Here is a 23476-nt window from a genome sequence, read left to right on the forward strand (position 1 = left end):
CGGATCATGGAACAGTACCGCATGCGACCGAATTATACGCAGTGGCCAGCGCGCCTGAATTCACAATGCCGTCGAAAACTAACATTGCGACGCAACATTATGGCCATCGCGACACGCAATTGGCCTTCTGAATCAATCCGTAACAATTTATTTTAAGCAATTTTCTATACTAATTGAAAATTTATTTCTTCCATGTAATCCATTTTGATGCCGCAGGCCATCAGGCCCACGGCATATCCGGCTGCTTGCTACATGAATACCAGCGATCAGCGCTTAAAAGAAGCTTTCCGGGATCACGAGCACGTCGCCAGGACGCATGGAGGCATTCGCGGACAGGTCGCCGCGCTTGATCAGATCGTTCAGGCGCAGCGAGAAAGTCTGTTGCTTTCCATCAACATTACGGATCAGCACAGCCTTGTTGCCGGACGCAAACTCAGTGATGCCGCCTACCGCGATCAGCACGTCCATCAGCGACATGTTCTCGCGGTACGGCAGCGCCTGCGGACGGGCAGCCTGGCCGATCACGCGGATCTGCTCGGTGTACGGGCCGACGAAGCCGGTGACGATCACGGTCACGATAGGCTGCTGGATGTATTTTTCCAGCGATTTCTCGAGATCGCGCGCGAGCTGGGTCGCGGTCTTGCCGCTGGCATTCATGTCCTGCACCAGCGGCGTGGTGATCTTGCCGTCCGGCCGGACCGGCACGGTCAGCGAAACCTCGGGGTTGCGCCAGACCAGGATGTTAATGGAGTCGCCTGGGCCGATCAGGTATTCGTGCTGCGGCGCTTGGGTCCGGTCTGCTGCCAGGGAAGGATAGTCAGTGGTTGCGCATGCGGTCAGGGCCAGCATGACGCCTGCCAGCGCGACACTGGCGGCTCGCCTGACGAGGGTTTTCTGTAATGACTTCAATTGATCTTCTCCTTGCTGTATGAATGGTTGCGCTCCGGGCAGGTGCGGCTCGAATGGTACGTTATGATAATGTTAAGGGCAACGCAAAATGGTGCTCTGTTACGCGTTGTCAGGATGCCATAAACACAAAAATTGTCATAGAGTAATTTTACGTTTTTGCCGGCTTGCTGAGGATGATCAAACTTTTCTGTTGGCCTTCTATATCGACAGAAGGCCCCGCACTGGGTGCGGAGCCTTCTGTCTTTACCGCATGTGCCTTACCGAATATCAGTTTTTAACGTAGCTGATAAGCTCGATATTGGTAGTTTCTACCAACGAGGCTGACTGCACCGCATTAGGGGTGCCGATATACGTCCGGACGCCGCTGAATTTCACATTGCGTCCCAGAACCGGATCGAACCAGACCGAGACAGTCTGGGTGTAGCCGCCGCCAGGGAATGCAGCGTTCGTGCTGTTTGCAACGGTCGTTGTCTCGTCAATACGCATTGCGTTGAAGACACCGGCTGCAGTCGTCACTGATTCGTAACCCACAACGCGCGCGCTAATGGATTCGTCCTGGCTATCAACTATGGTTGTATCCGTACCGCACACTGCCTGCCACTTGCCCGTGAATGTCGAGCCAATGGTCAGCGGGAATGCAAGGAGTTTTTCTTCCGGCAGATAACGTGCGACTTTGTTTCCCTGTCGGTTGCAGGTCTGCGTACTGGATGCGTCATTTCTGAAGCTTGTACGGTTACCTTGGTTGGTATAAGTGGCCGCTCCGATAACGGCATTTGCCGACGTCAGGTAGGTCTCAGTCCAGGTGCCATCGCCATTTACAGCCGTCACACGCTGGGTCGTATTGTCAACTCTAAAGGTGTTCTTGTTGAGCAGAATGTCGTTTTCCGCATAGACAAACGAGTCGCCAACCTTTGGCACTACGGCCTGGAATTGGGTAGCCTTCACTGTCACGGGAATTGTTGCAGTCTGCAATGGCAACGCAGTCGTCGTAAAAGTCAGGGTTGCGTTCGTATCGGTGGCAGATGCGAGAACAGCCTTATAGGTTGTCGACGAGTTCGTGCGAACTGCAGCCACTGCGCTACCCAGATTGCCGCCGAATACGGTGGGAATGGACGACGTGACTTCGAGCTCCTGGCCGGAGGTCAAAGTGATGGCCGGCGCCGAAGCGGCAGTAACCGGGTAACCCGCGACCACTACGCCATTCACCTTCGCGGTGACGGTCAGCGTGGACGTGGCGGCATTAGAGTTACCACCACCGCCCCCGCCGCCGCCGCCGCCGCACGCAACCAGAGCTGCACCAAGAAAAGCTATCGGGATAAATTTGAGTTTCATAGTGGTCGTGTTCTTCCTAAATTGTCTGCGATGTTGTAATTCGATCGCCTCCCCGCATGCCATGCGTGTATATTTCCTCGCGGCAGTCATGCTCAGCGCGAGATTCAGTATGGACACATTTTTTCTGAAAGGCTTGAGCAGGAACAATAGTCTCTTCGACAACATTTGTATGTGCGGAAACCCACACAAGAATGCATGGTCGAACTACCGGGATTGCGCTTTGAAAGTTTCCCTGGAGAAAATTTACGGGGGATTCAATGGAAGCAGGACATAAAAAAGCCGGCTTTATCTAGCCGGCTTTTTATCGTACGTGGAACTGGATCCTGGTAGGCGCGAGTGGATTCGAACCAATGACCCCTACCATGTGAAGGTAGTGCTCTAACCAGCTGAGCTACGCGCCTGCGGGTACCGGTATCTGATGATGCAAGGCCGATCCGGATTCAATGGCCTTGGGGCCACGTCATTGCCGTATGTCGGAGCCTCCCGGGCTGACTGCATTGCCCGTTCCAGACACTGGTTGTCGCTAAAACGGTTGCCACTTTACCAGAAGAAAAACAAAAAGCAAGGCGCCTGGCCGCCCGCTGCGCCAAGGCTTGAATACGATCAAGTATTGCGGATTCCGCTCGGCGTGCGCACGGGTTGCCGCGGCTGACGCCAGTGCGGCAGTCCCGGCCGCCAGTCATTTGCCGGAGATGACCTTGTCTTCCCGCGGCGCCTGGAACTGGTAGTACATCCGGTTCAGGTAGTACGCAGTGCTTGCAATGTCATCCTCGTCCCAGTTCAACTCGATTGCGCTCTGCCAGCGCCTGACCTGCACCTTCAGGCTGTCCCAGTCGGTCGCCAGGCGTTGGTCGCGCCAGTGCATCTTGCTGGTGTGGCACGCGACGCAATGGGTGTTATAGAGAAGTTCGCCGCGCACGGCGTCCGCTGCGCGGGCGTCGCCCAGCCCGGTCGATGCATGCAGCACACCGACCGCCGCGCATGCGAGCGCCAGTCGTATTCTCGTGTCGGACCGCTTGCCTGGCTTCATGGACAGACCTCTCAGTTGCTTAATTGCTCAGTTGCTCGCTGCTCGCTGCTCGTTGCTCGTTGCTCGTTGCTCGTTGCTCGTTGCTCGTTGCTCGTTGCTCAGTTGCTCGCTGCTCGTTGCTCGTTGCTCGTTGCTCGTTGCGCTGACGGAAAGCGCGCACCACGAGTCACTGCCATCTAAGCACGCAGGGGTGCCGGGTGCGTTTGACTCAGGTCAATTTAAGGCGGGCGGCATTATCCTAGCCTGAACTGGACAGCCCGGCACGCCGGCCCTCCATCATGAAAACCACGGCATGAATCCCGCCTCGCCCCTGCCCGACCGCATGTATGCGATGGTGCTCGAACACCCGCTGCGGCCCTTGCTGGGACAATGGCGCCCGCTTCCGCAGCCAGGCCCCGGCCAGGTGCTGATACGGGTGGGCGCCTGCGGCGTCTGCCGCACCGACCTTCACATTGCAGACGGTGAATTGCCGCCTCATAAACTGCCGCTGATACCTGGCCATGAGATCGCGGGCACGATCGTCATGGCCGGCGATGCGGCAACGTCGCTGCGCATCGGGCAGCGGGTCGGCGTGCCGTGGCTGGGCCACAGTTGCGGCCGCTGCGACTTCTGCCGCAGGCACCGCGAAAACCTGTGCGACCAGGGGAAGTTCACCGGCTACGACCTGGACGGCGGCTATGCGCAGTACGCGGTGGCCGATGCCGACTATTGCATCCCGCTGCCCGACCAGTATGACGACCTGCATGCGGCGCCGCTGCTATGCGCAGGCTTGATCGGCTTTCGCGCCTACTCGATGATGCAGGCCGATGCGGTCCGCATCGGCATCTACGGCTTCGGCGCCGCCGCCCATATCATTGCCCAGGTGGCCCGCCATGACGGGCGCGAGGTGTTCGCCTTCACCCGCGACGGCGATCGGCGCAGCCAGGACTTCGCGCGCTCGCTGGGCGCGGCCTGGGCCGGCGACGCCAGCCAGGCGCCGCCGGCCGGCATCGACGCGGCGCTGATCTTCGCGCCGGCCGGCGCGCTGGTGCCCACGGCGCTCGGCCATGTGCGCAAGGGCGGCGACGTGATCTGCGCCGGCATACACATGTCCGACATCCCGTCCTTTCCCTATTCGCTGCTGTGGGGCGAACGGCAGCTGCGCTCGGTCGCCAACCTGACCCGGGCGGACGGCACGGCCTTCTTCCGCTTCGCAGCCGCCCACCCTATCGACGCGCGCGCCGTGCCGTTCGCATTGAGCCGGGCCAACGAGGCGCTGGATGCGCTGCGCCGCGGCGCCTTCGACGGCGCGGCAGTGCTGGTGCCGGACTAGTCGCGTCACCTGGCCGGCAAACGCCGGCAGGACTACGGCCTGCGCAGTGCGCGTCCCTGCAGCCTGCGCCGCGTCCATTCGCACCACCCGACGCAGAGGACGGAGGCGGCGGCGCCCACCAGCGCGAGCCTCAGGTCCGGCATCGAGAAGGCGAACAGGCTGCGCACCGGCGGCACGGCCAGCACCGCCGCCAGCAGCGCGAGCGTGGCGACCAGCATCCATGCAAAGTAGGGATTGGCCGAGCCCAGCATGCCGGACGGCAGCATGCCCCAGTTGCGGTTGACCTGGATCAGGCCGATGCTCGACAGCACCAGCGCGGCAAACATCACGGCGCGCGCGGCTTCGTCGGACTGGCCGACCTGCCGCGCCAGCGCAAATACGGCAAGCAATATCAGCAGCACGCCGCCGCCCTGCCACAGGCCGCGCGACAACACGGTCGCATCGAACAGCCGCGCTTCGGGCCGGCGCGGCCTGGCCTGCATGGCGCCCGTTTCCAGCGGCTCGGCTTCGAACACCAGCGAGCAGCTGGGATCGATGATCAGTTGCAGGAACAGGATATGGACCGGCATCAGCAGCATCGGCCATCCGGCGAGCAGCGGCGCGATGGACAGCCCGATGATGGGCGTGTGCGCGGCGACCAGGAACACGAATGCCTTGCGCAGGTTGCCGGTGACCCGCCGACCGTAGCGCACCGCGGTCAGCAGCGATGCGAAGTCGTCGTTCAGCAGCACCAGGTCGGCGGCTTCGCGGGCGACATCGGTGCCGCGCGCGCCCATCGCCACGCCTATGTGCGCCGCCTTCAGCGCCGGCGCATCGTTGATGCCGTCGCCTGTCATCGCGACGATCTCGCCGGATGCGCGCAGCGACTGCACCAGCCGCAGCTTGTGCTGCGGCTGCACCCGGCAAAATACATTGGTCTGCGGCAGGCGGCTTCGCAATGTTTCGTCGTCGAAGGCGTCGATGTCGGCGCCGGTCAGCGCGTCGCCGTCGACAGTAAGGCCGGCCTGGCGGGCAATCGACATTGCGGTGTTCGGATGGTCGCCGGTCATCATCACGACCCGTATGCCGGCGGCCCGGCATTCCGCGATTGCCGCGGGCACGTCGGCGCGCACCGGGTCTTCCAGCGCGATCAGCCCGACGAAGCGGAAGGCGAAGTCATGCTGGCTGACCGGCAGCGCCTGCCGCGGGAAGGCCGCCTCCGCCACGCCGAGGACGCGCAGCCCGCCGGCGGCCAGCCGGCCCGCGGCGGCGACGATGCCCGCGCTGCGGCCGGGGTCGAGATGGCACAGGTCGATGATGGCTTCCGGCGCGCCCTTGGCGGCGATGACCCGGTTTTGCAGGTCCGGCGACTGCCAGACGCGGGACATCGCGAGCATTTCACGGGAGAGCGGATAGTCGCTGACCAGCGTCCAGTCGCGGTGCAGGTGCTCGGTGTCTGCCAGCAGTTCCGCGCCGGCATGGCCGATCGCGGCTTCCATCGGGTCGAATGCCTGCCGGTGGCTGGCGAGCACTGCATACTCCAGCACGCCGTGCAGCGATTCGGGCACCGCCGGCGCGCCCTGCTGCGGCAGGTCATGCTCGGCCTGCTCCGACCAGAGCGTGCGCACGCGCATCCGGTTGACTGTCAGCGTGCCGGTCTTGTCGACGCACAGCACGGTGGTCGCGCCCAGCAGTTCGACCGCGGGAATGTTCCGCGTCAAAACCTGCGCCCGGGAAAGCCGCCACGCGCCCAGGCCGAGGAACAGCGCCAGCACCACGGGCAGTTCCTCCGGCACGACCGCCATCGCGAACGTGATGCCGGCCAGCAGCCCGCCCAGCCAGTCCTGGCGCATTGCGCCATAGGCGCCGGCAAGGACCGCGGCCAGCGCCAGCCCGGCGACGGCCACGACGTTGACGATGCGCCGCGTCTCCTTCTGCACCGGGGTGGTTTCCTTCTCGATGCCGCCGAGCGACATGCCGATGCGGCCCAGCGCGCTCTTCGCGCCGGTTGCCGTCACCTCGCCGCGGCCGGTGCCCTGCGTCACCGGCGTGCCGGCATAGACGGCGCTGTCGCTTCCCTGCGTGGCGCCGGGCGCCGCATGCTTCATCACCGGCACCGATTCCCCGCTCAGCATCGATTCGTCCACCGTGAGGCTGGCCGACTCCAGCAGCCGCATGTCGGCCGGCACGCGGTCTCCTTCGGCAAGCAGGACGATGTCGCCGGGCACCACTTCGCGGCCGGCGATCCTGACCGCCCGGCGGTCGCGGACGACCAGCGCCCGCGGGCTGGAAATGTCCCGCAGCGCCAGCAGCGAGCGCTCGGCGCGCCGCTGCTGGCTGAAGCTGATTCCCATGATGACAAAGACGAAGGCCAGCAGCATCAGCGCCTCGTGCATGTCGCCGAGCGCCAGGTAGATCGCGCCGCAGGCGAGCAGCAGCAGGAACATCGGCTCGAGCACGATTCCCCGCACGAGGCGCAGCAGGCTGTTCTGCCGCGCCGCCGGCAACTCGTTGGGGCCGTGCCGCGCCAGGCGGCTGCATGCCTCCTCGGTGCTCAGCCCGTCGAGGCCGCGCGCGTTCATCGGGCCCTCCAAGCGAGCGCCGCAGGCCGGCCGGGTCGTGGCTCTGCGCCGCGCGTCAAGCGACTGGCTGCCATGCGCGTCTGCGTCGCTGCGCAGCTCGCCGGTCGATGCCTTCGGACGTACACCGTTATTTTGACCATCCGCAATGCCCCGATCCCGGTTTAGGCGAACTTCTGATTGTCACGGCCATGCCGCCGCGCAGGCGACGCTGAACGGCAGGCACAGGCCGCACTCCCATCATCGCGCCCGTTTGAAGCGAATGGCTTGAGACGAGGCAAGGACGGCCGTTCGAACCGCTACCGCAGGTCGCAGTCTCCATGGCACGCAACCATCCGGAAAAAGGCAGATGAGCGCGGCGGCGAAACGCACGCTGTGGTGGCTCTCGGCCATCCCCGATCCGTCGGCCGAGGGCGCCGGCCTGTCCGGCAAGGAGGCTCGCGACAGGCTCGAACGCGACGGCCCCAACCTGTTCCGACCGCAGCGCCGGAGATCGCTGCTGGCCCAGTACCTGGCGCGCTTTCGCAATCCGCTGGTGCTGGTCCTGCTCGCCGCCAGCGCTGTCTCCGCCTTCACCGCGGAATTCGGCAATGTCGTCATCATCGGCGTCATCGTGCTCCTCAGCGTGACGCTGGACTTTTCCCAGGAATACCGGGCCAACGCGGCCGCGGAAAAGCTGCGGCTGTCGGTCGCCCTGCGCGCCACCGTGCTGCGCGACGGCAAGCCGCAAAAGGTCCCCGCGGCGGACGTGGTGCGCGGCGATGTCCTGCAGCTGTCCGCCGGCGACCTGGTTCCGGCGGACGGCACGGTGCTGGCGGCGAACGACTTCTTCGTCGAGCAGGCCATGCTCACCGGCGAGTCCTATCCGGTCGAGAAGCGCCCGGGCAGCCTGCCCGATGGCGCGACCGATCTGCAGGATGCGACAAACGCGGTGTTCATGGGCACCTCGGTCGTCAGCGGCAGCGCGCGGATGCTGGTAAGGGAAACCGGCGAACACACGGTCATGGGGGAGATCGCGGCCAGGGTCGCCCAGCCGTCGGAACCCAGCGCGGTCGAGGCCGGCACGCGCCGCTTCGGCATGCTGATCATGCGGCTGACCGTGCTGATGGTGATATTCGTCTTGCTGGTCAACACGCTTTCCCACAAGCCCCTGCTGGAGACGTTCCTGTTCGCAGTCGCGCTTGCCGTCGGCCTGACGCCGGAACTGCTCCCGATGGTGGTCTCGGTCACGCTGTCCCGCGGCGCGCTGCGCATGGCCGGCAAGCATGCGATCGTCAAGCGGCTGTCGGCCATCCAGGACCTGGGTTCGATGGACGTGCTGTGCACCGACAAGACCGGCACGCTGACCGAAGCGAAGATCCGGCTGGAACGGCACGTGGACGCCGACGGACACGACAGCGAGCAGGTGCTGGAGCTGGCTTACCTGAACAGCTATTTCGAGAGCGGGCTGAAGAGCCCGATCGACGACGCCATTCTCGACCATGCGCAGACCGGGCCGGGCGCGTGGAAGAAGATCGACGAGGCGCCGTTCGACTTCGAGCGCCGCCGCGTGTCGGTGCTCATCGACGACGGCAGCCGGCGGCGGCTGGTCGTCAAGGGCGCGCCGGAGGACATCGTTGCGCTCTGCAGCCTTTACCGGACGCGGGACGGCGGCGCGCAGATGCCGATGGACGACGCGGCAAGCGCCGCGATCCGCGAACGCTGCCATGAGCTGGAGCGCCAGGGCTTCCGGGTGCTGGGCATCGCCTGGCGCGACGTGCCGCCCGATCATCCGCATGCGGTCGTCAACGATGAAACCGAACTGGTGCTTGCCGGCTTCGCCGCCTTCATCGACCCGCCCAAGGCCAGCGCGGCCGCCGCGCTGGCGGCGCTCGGCAAGTCGGGCATAGCCATCAAGATCGTCACCGGCGACAGCGACCTGGTGACCCGGCATGTGTGCGCCACGCTGGGCATCCCGGTGACGGGGCTGCTGACGGGCAAGGACATCGAGCGGATGGATGAGCCTGCGCTGCAGGCGCGGGCAGAGACGGCCAACCTGTTCTGCCGCGTCAACCCGTCGCAGAAGAACCGGGTCATCCTCGCGCTCAGGGCGCGCGGCCATGTCGTCGGCTACCTCGGCGACGGCATCAACGATGCGCCGTCGCTGCATTCGGCCGACGTCGGCCTGTCCGTCGACTCGGCCGTCGATGTCGCGCGGGAAGCGGCCGACATCATCCTGCTGCGGCAGGACCTGCGCGTGCTGCATGCCGGCGTGCTCGAAGGGCGGCGCACCTTCGGCAATATCCTGAAGTACATCATGATGGGGACGAGCTCCAACTTCGGGAACATGTTCAGCATGGCCGGCGCATCGCTGTTCCTGCCTTTCCTGCCCATGCTTCCGGCCCAGATCCTGCTGAACAACATACTCTACGACCTGTCGGAAATCGCCATCCCGTTCGACAAGGTCGATGCCGCGGAAGTCCGCACGCCGCGCCTGCTGGACATCAGTTTCGTGCGCGATTTCATGCTGGCGGTCGGGCCGATCAGCTCGCTGTTCGATTTCCTGACCTTCTACATCCTGCTGGCGGTCCTGAAGGCGGACGAGCGCCTGTTCCAGACAGGATGGTTCGTCGAGTCGCTGTGCACGCAGGTGCTGGTCATCTTCATCATCCGCACCCGCGGCAGCCCGCTGAAAAGCCGTGCGCATCCGCTGCTGACCGCATCGTCGCTGGCCGTGGTCGGCGTTGCGGCGCTGCTGCCCTTCACCCCGGCAGGCGGCTATTTCGGACTGGCGCCGCTGCCCGCGAGCTTTTATTTCATCCTCGTGGCCGTCGTCATCCTCTACCTGTGCATCGTCGAATTCGCCAAGCGGCTTTTCTATCGGCGCGTTGCGTCGAAGGGGATTCGATGAAGGCGCCTGGCCGCCTCGATTCCACGCCTCGCAGCTGCGTTGCCGGCCTTGGCGGCCATCAAAAAATCCGGCTGCAGGCCTGGGTACGATAGGCCGTAGGCGCTGCTCCGGCTGCAATCGGCGCAGCGCCTGCCTCGAGTCCGATACCGCGAGGCATCGTGCCTGCTGTTCATGGCGCGTGCGCCCCGATGACCCAGACGCGGCGGCAAGCCGCCCGACGGCGCACAAAAGACCGGAAATGCCCGTGCCCGGATCCAACACGAGAACATCGCCCCACCCGTCCTCTCCCCCATCGCTGCCGGCCCTGACCAAGGCCGGCAGAGGCTGGAGAGCGCGGTGGCGCAGGGCCGGGGCCGGGCTTCGACGCCGCCTGCTTGCGAGCGCGCCGCGGCTCATGGCGTCGGTCGCCTTCCTGGCCGGCGCGATGCTGCTGTTTTCCGGCGCGGTGCCGGCCGCGCAGGGACGCCTCGATGCGTTGAATGCGCTGCTTTCCCTGCCATTCATCGAAATTTCCCATTTCACCGCGAGCCTGGCCGGCGGCGCGCTGCTGCTGCTCGCCCGCGCATTGCAGCGCCGGCTGGACGCAGGCTGGCAGCTTGCGATGCTGCTGCTTGCGCTGGGCGCCGTGCTGTCCGTCCTCAAGGGTTGGGATGTCGGGGAAGCAGGCCTGCTCAGCCTCGCAAGCCTGGCGCTGCTGCCGATGCGGCGGCAGTTCTATCGCAAGTCCTCATTGCTGGCCGAGCCCTTCAGCCGCGCCTGGATGGCCGCGATCGCCGCCGTACTCTTGGCTTCGGTCTTCCTCCTGTTTTTCGCCCACGCCCAGGCGCCCTATGCGCAGCTGTCCTGGTGGGACTTCGCATTGCACGCCGAAGCGCCGCGCTCGCAGCGGGCGACGACAGGCGCGATGGCGCTCATCGCGCTGTTCGCGCTGTACCGGCTGCTGCGCCCGTTCAGCCCGCCGCTTGCGAGGCCGGACGACGCCGAGCTGGCGCAGGCGCGCGCCATCGCGGAACGTTCCACGGCTACCTATGCCAACCTCGCCCTGCGCGGCGACAAGGCGCTGCTGTTCAGCCCGGCGGGAGATGCATTCCTGATGTACGGACGCCGCGGCCGCAGCTGGGTCGCGATGGGGGAGCCGGTCGGACCGGAAGCGAGCAGCCGCGAACTGCTCTGGCAGTTCCATAACCTGTGCGACCGTTACGATGGCTGGTGCGTGCTGTTCGAGATCGGCGACCGATGGCGGCCGCAGTGCGCCGAACTGGGCCTGGTGCTGACGCCGCTGGGCGAAGAAGCGCGGGTGCCGCTGGCCGGATTCACATTGGACATCCCGGCGCGAAAGAAAATGCGCGAGGTCCGCTCGCGCCTGCTGCGCCGCGGCTACCGCTTCCGCATCCTGAGCCCGGCCGAAGTCGCCGCTGCGCTGCCGGCCCTGGCGAACGTCTCGAATGCCTGGCTGGCCGCGAAGCACACGGCAGAGAAAGGTTTTTCCAATGCATCGTTCGACCTGCATTACCTCTGCCGCTTTCCGGCCGCGGTCATCGAATCGGGCACGGAAATCATCGCATTCGCCAACCTGTGGCTGGGCGCGGGCAGGAACGAGCTGTCGATCGACCTGATGCGCCACCTGCCCGATGCGGCCAACGGCGCCATGGACCTGCTCTTTTGCGAGCTGATGCTCTGGGGTCGCAGCGAAGGCTACCGGTGGTTCAACCTGGGCATGGCGCCGCTGTCCAACCTCCGGGCCGGGCCGCAGGACAAGCTGTGGCCGCATATTGGAACGCTGATCTACCGGCATGGCGAGCATTTCTATAACTTCGAGGGACTTCGGCGCTACAAGGCAAAATTCGACCCGGTGTGGCGGCCCCTGTACCTGGCTTCGCCGGGCGGCCTGGCGTTGCCGGCGGTCCTAATCGACGTTACCGCGCTGACCGCGGGCAGCCTTGCCGGCATCGTGTCGAGACGCAAGGCCGGCGCTGCATGACGATTGCGAGGCCATTGCCGCCTGCTGCCGGGGTTACTGATTACGGGTAGACGTTGCGTGAAACATGCGGCTCGACGTCGACGTCGACGTCGACGCCGAAACGCCGGCGGCGCGGCCGAAGACCTGGGCCGATGTCGTTGCGTACGAAAGGATGGGAATCTGGAGGCGGGGGTCGGGATCGAACCGGCGTACACGGCTTTGCAGGCCGCTGCATAACCACTTTGCTACCCCGCCATTGAAGTCAATGACTTTATCCGATGAACACATGCCTGCGCCCATGGATGACTGCTTACGGCGATGCACGTTACGTTGCAGCACATTGCCGAGGCGTGATTATACTCATTTCTCGCAGCACGTACAGCCCGGTCCGGCATATTTATGAAGGACAACGATTCCGGGCGTTGCCATCGCAATGCACCAGCCAAAAGGCCGGCGCATAAAAAAAAAGAGAGGTCCCTTCGGACCTCCCTCTTTCGGAATCTGGAGCGGGAGAAGAGTCTCGAACTCTCGACCTCAACCTTGGCAAGGTTGCGCTCTACCAACTGAGCTACTCCCGCATTTCTTGCTTCTTTGCCGGTATGTCCAACCCGACACTGCCCTGCCTGCTGCCGCCCGCTCCAAAAACGACCAGAGCGAAACTGAAACCAAACTGGAGCGGGAGAAGAGTCTCGAACTCTCGACCTCAACCTTGGCAAGGTTGCGCTCTACCAACTGAGCTACTCCCGCATTTCGAACCACCTGAACAACGCGCCTGAACTGCCGGCATGCCGTTTTACGACTCATAAAAAAAGAAGCCAACGGCCTCTTTCCTGCAAAACCTGGAGCGGGAGAAGAGTCTCGAACTCTCGACCTCAACCTTGGCAAGGTTGCGCTCTACCAACTGAGCTACTCCCGCGTCACTGGAGAAGCCAGCATTATAGAGATTTGAAATTCAGTGTCAAGGGTGCACTTTTCAGCTGCCGGCGCTTGCCTGGATCAGCGGCCAGGCCTTGCGCAGATAGTAGAACATCGACCACACGGTCAGCACCGCGGCGATGATCAGCAGCACCTGGCCCCAGAAGCCGGTGTCGATCACGCCGAACAGGTCGCCGTAGTAAAGCAGCATCGGGATCGCAGTCATCTGCGCGGTCGTCTTGATCTTGCCGATCGAGCTGACCGCGACCGACTTCGACGCGCCTATCTGGGCCATCCATTCGCGCAGCGCCGAGATCGCGATCTCGCGGCCGATGATGATGAAGGCCAGAATCGCGTCGGCGCGTCCAAGCTGCACCAGCAGCAGCAGCGCTCCGGCGACCATCAGCTTGTCGGCCACCGGGTCAAGGAAGGCGCCGAACGCCGAGGTTTCATTCCAGCGCCGGGCCAGGTAGCCGTCGAACCAGTCGGTCACGGCGGCCACGATGAAGATCGCGGTCGACGCCAGGCCCTTGTCGAACAGCGACATCCAGCTGTCGGGCAGGTAGAAGACGCCGACGATCAGCGGGATCATGGCGACGCGCAACCAGGTGAGCAGGATCGGAATATTCAGCGGCATAGGAGTTTCTTGTTGTAGGTGAGGTTGCGGCCGCAAGTATCGGCGACGCCCGTAATTTAATGGAGTTGCCGGTAAATGTCTTCCGCAAGCTGCCGCGAGATGCCGTCGACCGACGCCAGGTCCTCGACGCTGGCCGAGATCACCCCGCGCAGGCCGCCGAATCGCGCAAGCAGCTTCTGCCTGCGCTTCGCGCCTATGCCTTCGATTTCCTCCAGCCTGGAGGTCTGCCGCGCCTTGGCCCGCTTGGCGCGCATGCCGGTAATGGCGAAGCGGTGGGCTTCGTCGCGGATCTGCGCGATCAGCATCAGCGCCGCCGAGTCCTTGCCCAGTTCGCGCGGCTCCCGGCCGTCGGCGAAAATCAGCGTTTCCAGGCCGACCTTCCTGCCCTCGCCCTTGGCCACGCCGACGATCAGGCCGATGTCCAGTCCCAGTTCTTCCAGCACCTGGCGCGCCATCGTGACCTGGCCCTTGCCGCCGTCGACCAGCACGATGTCCGGCATCACGCCGTCGCCGCCGGCGACCTTTTCATAACGCCGCATCAGCACCTGGCGCATCGCCGCATAGTCGTCGCCGGGAATGATGTCGTTGATGTTGTAGCGCCGGTATTCGCCGTTCTGCATCGCATGGTGATGGAACACCACGCAGGACGCCTGGGTCGCTTCGCCCTGGGTGTGGCTGATGTCGAAGCATTCGATGCGCAGCATGTCGATATCCTCCGGCTCCAGCCCGAGCGCATCGACCAGCGCACGGGTGCGCGACTGCTGCGACCCCTGCTCCGACAGCAGCCGGGCCAGCGCGATCTCCGCGCCCTTCTGCGCCATTTCCAGCCACTGCCGGCGCTGGCCCTGCGGCTGGAACACCAGGCTGATGCGATGCCCGCACTGCTCCATCAGCGCCATCATCAGCGCCGGCTCGTTGAGTTCGGTATTGAGCACCAGCGTCGACGGGATGAACTTGTCGAGATAATGCTGCGCCAGGAAGGCCTTCAGCACTTCCAGCTCGACCGGCTCGCCGTTCTCGCTCATGCCGCTGTCCACGTGCACCGGGAAATAGGCGCGGTCGCCGAGATGGCGGCCGCCGCGCACCATCGCCAGGTTGACGCAGGCATGGCCGCCCTGCACGACCACCGCCAGGATGTCGATGTCGGCATCGTTGCCGGTCTCCATCGTCTGCTGGTGCAGCACCCGGGACAAGGCGCCGATCTGGTTGCGCACCGCCGCGGCCTGCTCGAATTTCAGGTCGGCGGCAAATGCCTGCATCTTCGCTTCCAGGCTGGCCATCAGCTCGGACTGCCGGCCGCGCAGGAAATTGGCCGCGTTCTCGACGTCGGCCGCATAGTCTTCCTTGCTGATCAGGTTCACGCACGGTCCGCTGCAGCGATGGATCTGGTGCAGCAGGCACGGCCGGGTCCGGTTGGCGAAAACCGAGTCCTCGCAGGAGCGCAGCAGGAAGATCTTCTGCAGGATCTGCATCGATTCCTTGACCGCCCAGGCGCTGGGAAACGGGCCGAAGTACTGGTTCTTCTTGTCGACCGCGCCGCGGTAGTAGGCCATGCGCGGATATTCCTGCCCGGTCAGCTTCAGGTAGGGATAGGACTTGTCGTCGCGAAACAGGATGTTGTAGCGCGGCTGCAGCGTCTTGATCAGGTTGTTTTCCAGCAGCAGCGCCTCGGCCTCGCTGCGGGTCACCGTCGTTTCCAGCCGCGCGATGCGCTCGACCATCATCGCCGTGCGCGGGCTGGCATGGGTCTTCTGGAAGTAGCTGGAGACCCGCTTCTTCAGGTCGCGCGCCTTGCCGACGTACAGCAGCTTGTTCTCGGCGTCGAAATACCGGTAGACGCCGGGCAGGTGCGGCAGCTTGCTGACCGTGGCCAGGACGACAGCGCGTGGATCGGGTGCGAGCGGTTCGGACATCTTTTTCGGTATCGGGAACGGGGTTGGGGACAGTCCGGCCTGGACGCTTATCCGCCGCGCGCCGACAGCGCGAGCGCACGGGCGGCGAGGTAACGGGGATCGGCCTGCAATGCCTCCCAGTTGGGGGCGCTACCCCGCGCCAGCAAGCCACTGATGCGCGCATGCGACGCGGCGCTGCATGCGTCTGCCGGCAGCTCGGCCAGCAGCCGGTCGGCCTTGTCGGGCGAGTTGCAGATGAGGACCATGTCGCAGCCGGCCTTCAGCGCCGCCCTTGCCGCATCGGTCACGCTGCCGGCGACGCTGGCGCCTTCCATGCTGAGGTCGTCGCTGAAAATGACGCCGCCGAAGCCGATGTCCTGCCGCAGTATGCGCAGCCAGCGGGACGAGAACCCGGCCGGCTGGCTGTCGACCTCCGGGTAGATCACGTGCGCCGGCATCACCGCCGACAGGCTCATGCCGAGCCAGTCGTACGGCATCGCGTCCTCGCCAAGGATCTGTTCCAGGCTGCGCCCGTCGACCGGGATCGCCACGTGGGAATCGGCGGCAACATAGCCGTGCCCCGGGAAATGCTTGCCGCAATTGGCCATGCCGGCCAGCGCCAGCCCGTGGTTCAGCGCTTTCGCGAGCTGGGTCACCGCCCGCGGGTCGCGGTGGAACGCGCGGTCGCCGATCACGCCCGAGTCGCCGTGGTCGAGGTCCAGCACCGGGGTGAAGGACAGGTCGACGCCGCAGGCACGCAGTTCGGCCGCCAGCACGTAGCCGACCGCCGTCGCGGCGCGGGCCGCGGCTTCGCTGTCGCTGTCCCACAGGTCGCCCAGGCGGCGCATTGCCGGCAGATGGGTGAAGCCGTCGCTGCGGAAGCGCTGCACCCGTCCGCCTTCATGGTCGACCGCGATCAGCACGCCGGGCCGGGCCGCGTGGATGGCGGCAGTCAGCGTGCACAACTGGGCGCGGTCGCTAAAGTTGCGCGCGAAAAGAATCACGCCGCCGGTCAGCGGATGCCGGATGCGCCGGATGTCGTCCTCGGTCAGGCTCAGGCCCACCACGTCCAGCATGACCGGTCCCAGCGCCTGCGCTGGATGTGTGCTTGCACTCATGTTTTCTCCACGATGACGAAGGCAACCGCGTATTCCGCCTCGTCGGTCAGCGTCACCTGCGCGGACAGGCCCTTGCTTTCCATAAATTCCTTCAGCACGCCGCTGGTGACCGCGATCGGACGGCCGCCGGGCGCATTCAGCACCTGCATGCCGCGCCAGGTCATCGGCATGCGCATGCCCAGTCCGATCGCCTTGGAAAACGCTTCCTTCGCCGCGAAACGGGTCGCCAGGAAGCGGATGCCGCGCGCCGCCACCTTGTCGCGCCGGCGCAGGTACTTGTCGAATTCCTCGGGACCCAGGATTTTTTCCGCGAACCGGTCGCCATGCCGCGCCAGCGCCGCCTCGATGCGGGAAATCTGGATGATGTCGGTGCCAATGCCGTAAATCATCGCGCATCGGCGCCCATGCGCGCCGCGATCATGATCGCCTTCATGTCCCGCACGGCCTTCTGCCAGCCGTCGAACACGGCCTGCGCCACGATTGCATGGCCGATATTGAGTTCGGCGATGCCGGGTATGGCGGCAATCGCCTGCACATTGGTGTAATGGAGTCCATGACCGGCATTGACCTGCAGGCCGCGGGCAAGCCCGATGTCCACGCCCTGCCGGATGCGTTCCAGTTCCTGGTGCAGCGCATCGTCGCCGGCTTCCGCATAGCGGCCGGTGTGCAGTTCGATCACCGGCGCGCCCAGTTCGGCCGCTGCCTGGATCTGGTCTTCCTCGGCATCGATGAACAGGCTTACCCGTATGCCTTCGGCCTGCAGCTGGCGCACCGCCGCCTGCACCTCGGAAAAATAGCGGCGCACGTCGAGCCCGCCCTCGGTCGTGACTTCCTCGCGCTTTTCCGGCACCAGGCAGACGTCCTGCGGCCGGATGGCGCAGGCAATGTCCAGCATCTCGGTGGTGACCGCGCATTCCAGGTTCATCCTGGTCGCCAGCCGCGGCCGGATCGCGCGCACGTCGGCATCCTTGATATGTCGCCGGTCTTCGCGCAGGTGCAGCGTGATCACGTCCGCGCCCGCTTCCTCGGCCAGCAGCGCGGCCTTCAGCGGGTCGGGATAGACGGTGCCGCGCGCATTGCGCACGGTGGCGACGTGGTCGATGTTGACACCCAGTTCGATGACCTGTCCGGTCGGCTGCAGATAACTCATGGAAGGCGGATCCCGGTAGGAATGGATTTATAGTTGCATCAGGTCCAGCAGTATCTGCCGGGTGTTCAGGGGCACGCCGCCGAGATGGTGGGCCAGCAGGTAGCGCATCAGGAACTTGCTCTGGGTCTGGGTCGCCGCGTCGGTATAGTCGCCGCGCTGCATGTCCAGCAGGGTCTTGCCCGACACTTTGGGCGACGTGTCCGCAGTCCGCGCCGGGCGCGCACCGCGCTCGGGATCGACCACGTACCAGTTCTCGGGCTGCACCGGCGCGCGGTTCTGCGCGTCGATGCCGATGTCGCCGGCAAAGCCGGTTTCCTTCAGCAAGGCCAGTTCGAAGCGCCGCAGCACAATGGCGGCGGTTTCCTCGTGCGCGAGCCGGTTCAGCGCCTCAACGTAATGGTCGAACAGCGCACGGTGCGGATCGTCGCGGGCGACGAACTTGATCAACAGTTCATTGAGGTAAAAACCGCACAGCAATGCCGCTTTTTCCAGCGGCAACAGCCCGCCCAGCCATTCGGCCGACGTCAGCGTGCGCACCTCGGACTTGCCGCTCCAGCCCAGCGACAGCGGCTGGAAGGTCTGCAGCACGCCGCGCAGCTTGGAATGCGGCCGCTTCGCGCCCTTGGCGACCAGCGCGATCCGGCCGTGGTCGCGGGAAAACACGTCGACGATCAGGCTGGTTTCCTTGTACGGATAGCTGTGCAGCACGAAGGCCGGCTGGTTGGCGACACGGAAATCCTTCTCGGGCGGCCGGGGACGCCGGGCCGCGGGCGCGTCGGCCCTGGCTGGCGCCAGCTCGCCGCCGGGCGGCGGCGTTGCAGGCGGCTGCCCCGACAGGCTGTCCGTTTCCATCACGCCGTCTTACTCGTAGCCATAGGCCCGCAAGCCGGCCTCGTTGTCTGCCCAGCCGGACTTCACCTTGACCCAGATTTCCAGGTAGACCGGGCCGCCGAACAGCTTTTCCATGTCCAGCCTGGACTGGGTGGAAATTTCTTTCAGCCGTGCGCCCTTCTGCCCGATCAGCATCGCCTTGTGGCTGTCGCGCTCCACCAGGATCGCGGCGAAGATGCGGCGCAGGTTGCCTTCCTGCAGGAACTGTTCGATCAGCACCGTGCTGGTGTACGGCAATTCCTCGCCGACGAAACGGAACACCTTTTCCCGGACGATCTCGGCGGCGAGAAACTTTTCGCTGCGGTCGGTGATGTCGTCAGCGTCGAATACCGGCGTGTTTTCCGGCAGCCGCTGCTCGATTTCATCCTGCAGGTACTGCAGCTGGAAACGCTGCTTGGCCGACACCGGCACCACCGCCGCGAACGGGAACAGGCCGGCGACCTGCTGCGCGAACGGCATCAGGGCCTTCTTGTCCTTCACCCGGTCGGACTTGTTGATGACCAGGATGCACGGCACGTTCTTCGGGATCAGGTCCAGCACCTGCTGGTCGGCCTGGCCCCAGGTGCCGGCCTCGACCACGTACAGGATCACGTCCGACGCGGTCAGCGTATCGGTGACCGTGCGGTTGAGCTTCTTGTTGAGCGGGTTCGCATGCCGGGTCTGGAAACCCGGCGTGTCGACATAGATGAACTGGGCGCGCTCGGACGTCTGGATGCCGGTGATCCGGTGCCGGGTCGTCTGTGCCTTGCGCGAGGTGATGCTGACCTTTGCGCCGATCAGCGCATTCATCAGCGTCGACTTGCCGACATTGGGACGGCCAACGATGGCGATATAACCGCAACGAAACGCGGGTGCTGCTACAGGTTCTGTCATGCGGTCTTCGTGTGAGTGGCCGCCAGCGGCTGATCCGGCTTGGAACCACCTTCCTGGGCCGCTGGCTTGCCGTCAGGAGCGGCATCTTGCGTCATTTTCGGCGCAGGTTCGTCTATCGGTAATTCGGCTTGGACGGTGGCTATACCGGCAAGCTTCAATTGGGATGTGCGCGTCCGGGTCTTGCGGGCCGCGGCCGGCGTCTTCACCAGCGTCTTCTGCACCGCTTCCAGCGCAAGCTTGGCTGCCGCCTGCTCGCCGGCGCGGCGGCTGCCGCCGGTGCCGAAAACCTGGATATCGAGCTTGGGGATCAGGCATTCGATCTCGAACTCCTGGCTGTGCGCGGCGCCGTGCGTGGCTACCACGTTGTACTGCGGCAACGCTATTTTCTTGCCCTGGAGATATTCCTGCAACAGCGTCTTGGCGTCCTTACCCAGCGTCTTCGGGTCCACCGAATCGAGGATCGGGATATACAGGGACCGGATCACCTTGCATGCCGCGTCGAAGCCGGCATCGAGGAAGATGGCCCCGAACAAGGCTTCCAGCGTGTCCGCCAGGATGGACGGCCGGCGAAATCCGCCCGATTTCAGCTCGCCCTCGCCCAGCCGCAGGAACTGCGACAGCTCCAGGCGCTGCGCGATTTCGTACAGCGACTGCTGCTTGACCAGGTTCGCGCGCAGGCGGGACAGGTCGCCCTCGTCCACCTTCGAATAGCGGTCGAACAGCAGCGAGGCCACCGCGCAGTTGAGCACGGAATCGCCGAGGAATTCAAAGCGCTCATTATGCAGACTGCTATGGCTGCGGTGCGTCAGGGCCTGCTGCAACAGCGCCGCATCCTTGAACGTATGGCCCAGCCTCGTCTGCAATAATGTCAAATCCATGTTTTCGGGCGCATGCGCGCTTACTGTTCAGCCGCTTTGGCGGGACGGTTCCGGGCGGTGCTGCCTTCATAATCCAGCACCAGACTGGCCGGACCCGCGAGATGGATCACTTTCTGATAGGAAAAACTGACATCGTTTTCCTTGCTGATATCCAGGTCCTTGCTGCTGATCGACTGAATATAGCCGACATCAGCCTGCCGGTCGAACGCCGCCCTGATTTCCTGCGGCGTGCTCCCGGCGGCCTTCGCTGCGACGATCGCTTTCTTCACCGCCATGTATTCGGTCACCGACGGGACCACGCGCAAAGCCAGCACCGCGACAAAAAAGCCGACCAGCAATACCAGGATCAGCCCCGTCACGCTGAGACCGCCCTGCTTTTTCTTTGACCACACTTTCATCGATTCGCTCCCCGCGACCTTATCTAAAACTGCCGATACGCTTGAGATTGCCCAGGTTCATCCAGACGAAAAATGCCTTGCCGACGATGTATTCGTCCGGGACGAAGCCCCAATACCGGCTGTCAAGACTGTTGTCTCGATTATCGCCCATCATGAAATAATGTCCAGCAGGAACCGTGCAGGCGAATCCTTCCGAATTGTAGGTGCACAGCTCCTTCCTCGGGAATGCATCCGGATTCGGCACATAGGACGGTGCGCGCTGGTCGTTCAGGATCTTGTGCGCCACCCCGTTCAGGTTTTCCTCGAACTGCTTCGAATAGGTCAGGCTTTCCTCATCGAGGTAATCCGGCAGCTGCTTGTATTCCACGTCCTTGCCATTGATCGACAGCTTCTTGTTCCGGTAGACCACCTTGTCGCCCGCCACGCCGACCACGCGCTTGATGTAATCGAGCGAGGTGTCTTTCGGATACTTGAACACCATCACGTCGCCGCGCTGCGGCTGGTTGATCTCGATGATTTTCTTGTTCACGACCGGCAGCCGTATGCCGTAGGTGAATTTGTTCACGAGGATCAGGTCGCCGATCTGCAGGGTCGGGACCATCGAACTGGACGGGATCTTGAACGGCTCGAACAGGAAGGAGCGCAGCACGAAGACCAGCAGGATCACCGGGAAAAAGCTGCCCGAGTATTCGACCCAGGTCGGTTGCCGCAGCAGGCGCGCGGCAATCGCGCTTCGGCCATTGGTGTCCTGCGGCACGCCATCGGCTGCGAGGCGGGCGTTGCGGGCATCGTATTCCGCCAGTGCGGCGTCGGCCCGGGCGCGTCGCTGCTTGGACAGGTAGAACACGTCGAGGAACCAGACCACGCCGGTCGCCAGCGTCAAGATGAACAGGATCAGTGCGAAGTTTCCCAGCAAGGCTTGCAAATTCATTTCTCGTCCACTTGTAAAATTGCGAGGAAGGCCTCCTGCGGAATCTCGACCGAACCCACCTGTTTCATCCTCTTCTTGCCCGCCTTCTGCTTTTCGAGCAGCTTGCGTTTGCGGCTGATGTCGCCGCCATAACATTTTGCGAGCACGTTCTTGCGCAGCGCCTTGACGTTCTCACGGGAAATGATATTCGCGCCGATCGCCGCCTGGATAGCCACGTCGAACATCTGCCGCGGAATCAGCTCGCGCATTTTCGCCGCGACCGCGCGGCCCCGGTACTGGCTGTTCGCCCGGTGAACGATGATCGCCAGCGCGTCGACCTTCTCGCTATTGATCAGCATGTCGACCTTGACGACGTCAGCCGCACGGTATTCCTTGAACTCGTAATCCATCGACGCATAGCCGCGCGAGGTCGACTTGAGCCGGTCGAAGAAATCGAGCACGATCTCGGCCATAGGCATTTCGTAGGTCAGCTGGACCTGCTTGCCGTGGTAGCTCATGTTGATCTGCACACCGCGCTTCTGCGTGCACAGCGTGATGACCGAACCGACATACTCCTGCGGCATGTAGAGGTTGACGGTGACGATGGGCTCGCGGATTTCCTCGGTCTTGGACGGGTCCGGCATCTTGGACGGGTTGTCCACCATCAGCGTGGTGCCGTCGCGCATGATGACCTCATAGACCACCGTCGGCGCGGTGGTGATCAGGTCCATGTCGAATTCGCGCTCCAGGCGTTCCTGGACGATTTCCATGTGCAGCAGGCCGAGGAAGCCGCAGCGGAAGCCGAAGCCCAGCGCCTGCGACACTTCGGGTTCGTACATCAGCGCCGCATCGTTGAGCTTCAGCTTTTCCAGCGAATCGCGCAATGCGTCGTACTGGTTGGCCTCGACCGGGAACAGCCCGGCGAACACCTGCGGCTGCACTTCCTTGAAGCCCGGCAGCGGCTCCTTGGCCGGACGGGACGCCAGCGTCACCGTGTCGCCGACCTTCGCCGCCTTCAGTTCCTTGATGCCGGCGATGATGAAACCCACCTGCCCTGCCGCCAGCGTTTCGCGGGAGACCGACTTGGGCGTGAAGACGCCGACGCTTTCGACCAGGTGCTGCGAGCCGTGCGCCATCAGCAGGATCTTGTCCTTGGGCCGCAGCGTGCCGTTCATCACGCGCACCAGCATCACGACGCCGACATAGTTGTCGAACCAGGAGTCGACGATCAGCGCCTGCAGCGGCGCGTCCGGGTCGCCCTTGGGCGGCGGCACCTTGGTGATCAGCGATTCCAGCACGTCCTGGACGCCAAGGCCGCTCTTGGCCGAGCACAGCACCGCGTCGCTGGCGTCGATGCCGATGACTTCCTCGATTTCCGACTTGGCGTTCTCGGGGTCGGCCGACGGCAGGTCGATCTTGTTGAGCACCGGCACCACCTCGACGCCGAGTTCCAGCGCGGTATAGCAGTTCGCCACCGTCTGGGCTTCGACGCCCTGCGACGCGTCGACCACCAGCAGCGCGCCTTCGCATGCCGACAGCGAGCGGCTGACTTCATAGCTGAAGTCGACGTGGCCCGGCGTGTCGATCAGGTTCAGGTTGTAGATCTGCCCGTCGCGCGCCTTGTAGGACAGCGCAGCGGTTTGTGCCTTGATCGTGATGCCGCGTTCGCGTTCGATATCCATCGAGTCCAGCACCTGCGCCTCCATCTCGCGGTCGGACAGGCCGCCGCAGAGCTGGATGATGCGGTCGGCCAGCGTCGATTTGCCGTGGTCGATATGCGCGATGATGGAGAAATTACGTATGTTGTTCATTGACATGGTGCC

At 64.1% G+C, this 23476-nt stretch carries 18 protein-coding genes and 5 tRNA genes; 3 read left to right on the forward strand and 20 right to left on the reverse strand.

What is annotated here, in order from left to right; genetic code table 11:
• Positions 1–273: 273 nt before the first annotated feature.
• The 4 genes from QOL82_RS17945 to QOL82_RS17960 all read right to left on the reverse strand — a co-directional run bounded on the left by QOL82_RS17945 (position 274) and on the right by QOL82_RS17960 (position 3271).
• Complete coding sequence (locus QOL82_RS17945) at positions 274–849, reverse strand: XrtA/PEP-CTERM system exopolysaccharide export protein (protein ID WP_283443768.1); 576 nt, start codon at positions 847–849, stop codon at positions 274–276.
• A gap of 327 nt (positions 850–1176) precedes the next feature.
• Positions 1177–2388, reverse strand: coding sequence for a hypothetical protein (locus QOL82_RS17950; RefSeq protein ID WP_283443676.1), 1212 nt, complete (start codon positions 2386–2388; stop codon positions 1177–1179).
• A 177-nt stretch (positions 2389–2565) separates the two neighbouring features.
• Positions 2566–2642: transfer RNA gene (locus QOL82_RS17955), tRNA-Val, on the reverse strand.
• Between the two features lie 278 nt (positions 2643–2920).
• Positions 2921–3271 carry a hypothetical protein gene (locus tag QOL82_RS17960; protein WP_283443677.1) on the reverse strand — a complete coding sequence of 117 codons (351 nt, stop codon included), beginning with the start codon at positions 3269–3271 and terminating at the stop codon, positions 2921–2923.
• A 310-nt stretch (positions 3272–3581) separates the two neighbouring features.
• Between QOL82_RS17960 and QOL82_RS17965 the strand changes: the two genes are divergently transcribed.
• Complete coding sequence (locus QOL82_RS17965) at positions 3582–4583, forward strand: zinc-dependent alcohol dehydrogenase family protein (RefSeq protein ID WP_430438511.1); 1002 nt, start codon at positions 3582–3584, stop codon at positions 4581–4583.
• Between the two features lie 32 nt (positions 4584–4615).
• Here the strand turns inward: QOL82_RS17965 and QOL82_RS17970 are convergent, their stop codons facing one another.
• Positions 4616–7144: a cation-translocating P-type ATPase gene (locus QOL82_RS17970; protein WP_283443678.1), complete on the reverse strand. Its 2529-nt coding sequence runs from the start codon at positions 7142–7144 to the stop codon at positions 4616–4618.
• A 346-nt stretch (positions 7145–7490) separates the two neighbouring features.
• Between QOL82_RS17970 and mgtA the strand changes: the two genes are divergently transcribed.
• Complete coding sequence (gene mgtA / locus QOL82_RS17975) at positions 7491–10031, forward strand: magnesium-translocating P-type ATPase (RefSeq protein ID WP_283443679.1); 2541 nt, start codon at positions 7491–7493, stop codon at positions 10029–10031.
• 238 nt (positions 10032–10269) lie between these two features.
• A complete protein-coding gene (gene mprF, locus QOL82_RS17980) occupies positions 10270–12012 on the forward strand; it encodes a bifunctional lysylphosphatidylglycerol flippase/synthetase MprF (protein ID WP_283443680.1) in 1743 nt (580 codons plus the stop codon).
• 160 nt (positions 12013–12172) lie between these two features.
• Here the strand turns inward: mprF and QOL82_RS17985 are convergent.
• From QOL82_RS17985 to lepA, 15 genes are all read right to left on the reverse strand, one after another.
• A tRNA-Cys gene (locus QOL82_RS17985) sits at positions 12173–12246 on the reverse strand.
• A 247-nt stretch (positions 12247–12493) separates the two neighbouring features.
• Positions 12494–12569: transfer RNA gene (locus QOL82_RS17990), tRNA-Gly, on the reverse strand.
• 93 nt (positions 12570–12662) lie between these two features.
• A tRNA-Gly gene (locus QOL82_RS17995) sits at positions 12663–12738 on the reverse strand.
• 93 nt (positions 12739–12831) lie between these two features.
• Positions 12832–12907: transfer RNA gene (locus tag QOL82_RS18000), tRNA-Gly, on the reverse strand.
• 57 nt (positions 12908–12964) lie between these two features.
• Positions 12965–13543, reverse strand: coding sequence for a CDP-diacylglycerol--glycerol-3-phosphate 3-phosphatidyltransferase (pgsA, locus tag QOL82_RS18005; RefSeq protein ID WP_283443681.1), 579 nt, complete (start codon positions 13541–13543; stop codon positions 12965–12967).
• Positions 13544–13599: 56 nt separating this feature from the next.
• Positions 13600–15456 (reverse strand): excinuclease ABC subunit UvrC, encoded by a 1857-nt coding sequence (gene uvrC / locus QOL82_RS18010; protein ID WP_283443682.1) that lies wholly within the window; start codon positions 15454–15456, stop codon positions 13600–13602.
• Between the two features lie 47 nt (positions 15457–15503).
• On the reverse strand, positions 15504–16553 hold the full coding sequence (gene nagZ / locus QOL82_RS18015) for a beta-N-acetylhexosaminidase (RefSeq protein ID WP_283443683.1): 1050 nt from the start codon (positions 16551–16553) through the stop codon (positions 15504–15506).
• The gene (gene acpS, locus QOL82_RS18020) at positions 16550–16942 is read right to left on the reverse strand and encodes a holo-ACP synthase (RefSeq protein WP_283443684.1); all 393 of its coding nucleotides are present in this window, start codon (positions 16940–16942) and stop codon (positions 16550–16552) included. The genes nagZ and acpS overlap by 4 nt, the downstream gene beginning before the upstream one ends.
• Entirely contained in the window at positions 16939–17703 is a 765-nt protein-coding gene (pdxJ, locus tag QOL82_RS18025) for a pyridoxine 5'-phosphate synthase (protein WP_283443685.1), read from the reverse strand. Before pdxJ ends, acpS begins: the two co-directional genes overlap by 4 nt.
• A gap of 27 nt (positions 17704–17730) precedes the next feature.
• A complete protein-coding gene (recO, locus tag QOL82_RS18030; protein ID WP_283443686.1) occupies positions 17731–18555 on the reverse strand; it encodes a DNA repair protein RecO in 825 nt (274 codons plus the stop codon).
• Between the two features lie 9 nt (positions 18556–18564).
• The gene (gene era, locus QOL82_RS18035; RefSeq protein ID WP_283443687.1) at positions 18565–19467 is read right to left on the reverse strand and encodes a GTPase Era; all 903 of its coding nucleotides are present in this window, start codon (positions 19465–19467) and stop codon (positions 18565–18567) included.
• Positions 19464–20345, reverse strand: a complete 882-nt coding sequence (gene rnc / locus QOL82_RS18040; RefSeq protein WP_283443688.1) for a ribonuclease III — start codon at positions 20343–20345, stop codon at positions 19464–19466. Before rnc ends, era begins: the two co-directional genes overlap by 4 nt.
• Positions 20346–20365: 20 nt before the next feature.
• The gene (locus QOL82_RS18045; RefSeq protein ID WP_346772303.1) at positions 20366–20704 is read right to left on the reverse strand and encodes a DUF4845 domain-containing protein; all 339 of its coding nucleotides are present in this window, start codon (positions 20702–20704) and stop codon (positions 20366–20368) included.
• Positions 20705–20762: 58 nt separating this feature from the next.
• Positions 20763–21674 (reverse strand): signal peptidase I, encoded by a 912-nt coding sequence (gene lepB / locus QOL82_RS18050; RefSeq protein ID WP_283443689.1) that lies wholly within the window; start codon positions 21672–21674, stop codon positions 20763–20765.
• Positions 21671–23464 carry a translation elongation factor 4 gene (gene lepA, locus QOL82_RS18055; RefSeq protein WP_283443690.1) on the reverse strand — a complete coding sequence of 598 codons (1794 nt, stop codon included), beginning with the start codon at positions 23462–23464 and terminating at the stop codon, positions 21671–21673. Before lepA ends, lepB begins: the two co-directional genes overlap by 4 nt.
• Positions 23465–23476: the final 12 nt, after the last annotated feature.

Origin of the sequence: Noviherbaspirillum suwonense (genome assembly GCF_900182955.1) — a bacterium.
GTDB classification, from domain to species: Bacteria; Pseudomonadota; Gammaproteobacteria; order Burkholderiales; family Burkholderiaceae_D; genus Noviherbaspirillum_A; species Noviherbaspirillum_A suwonense.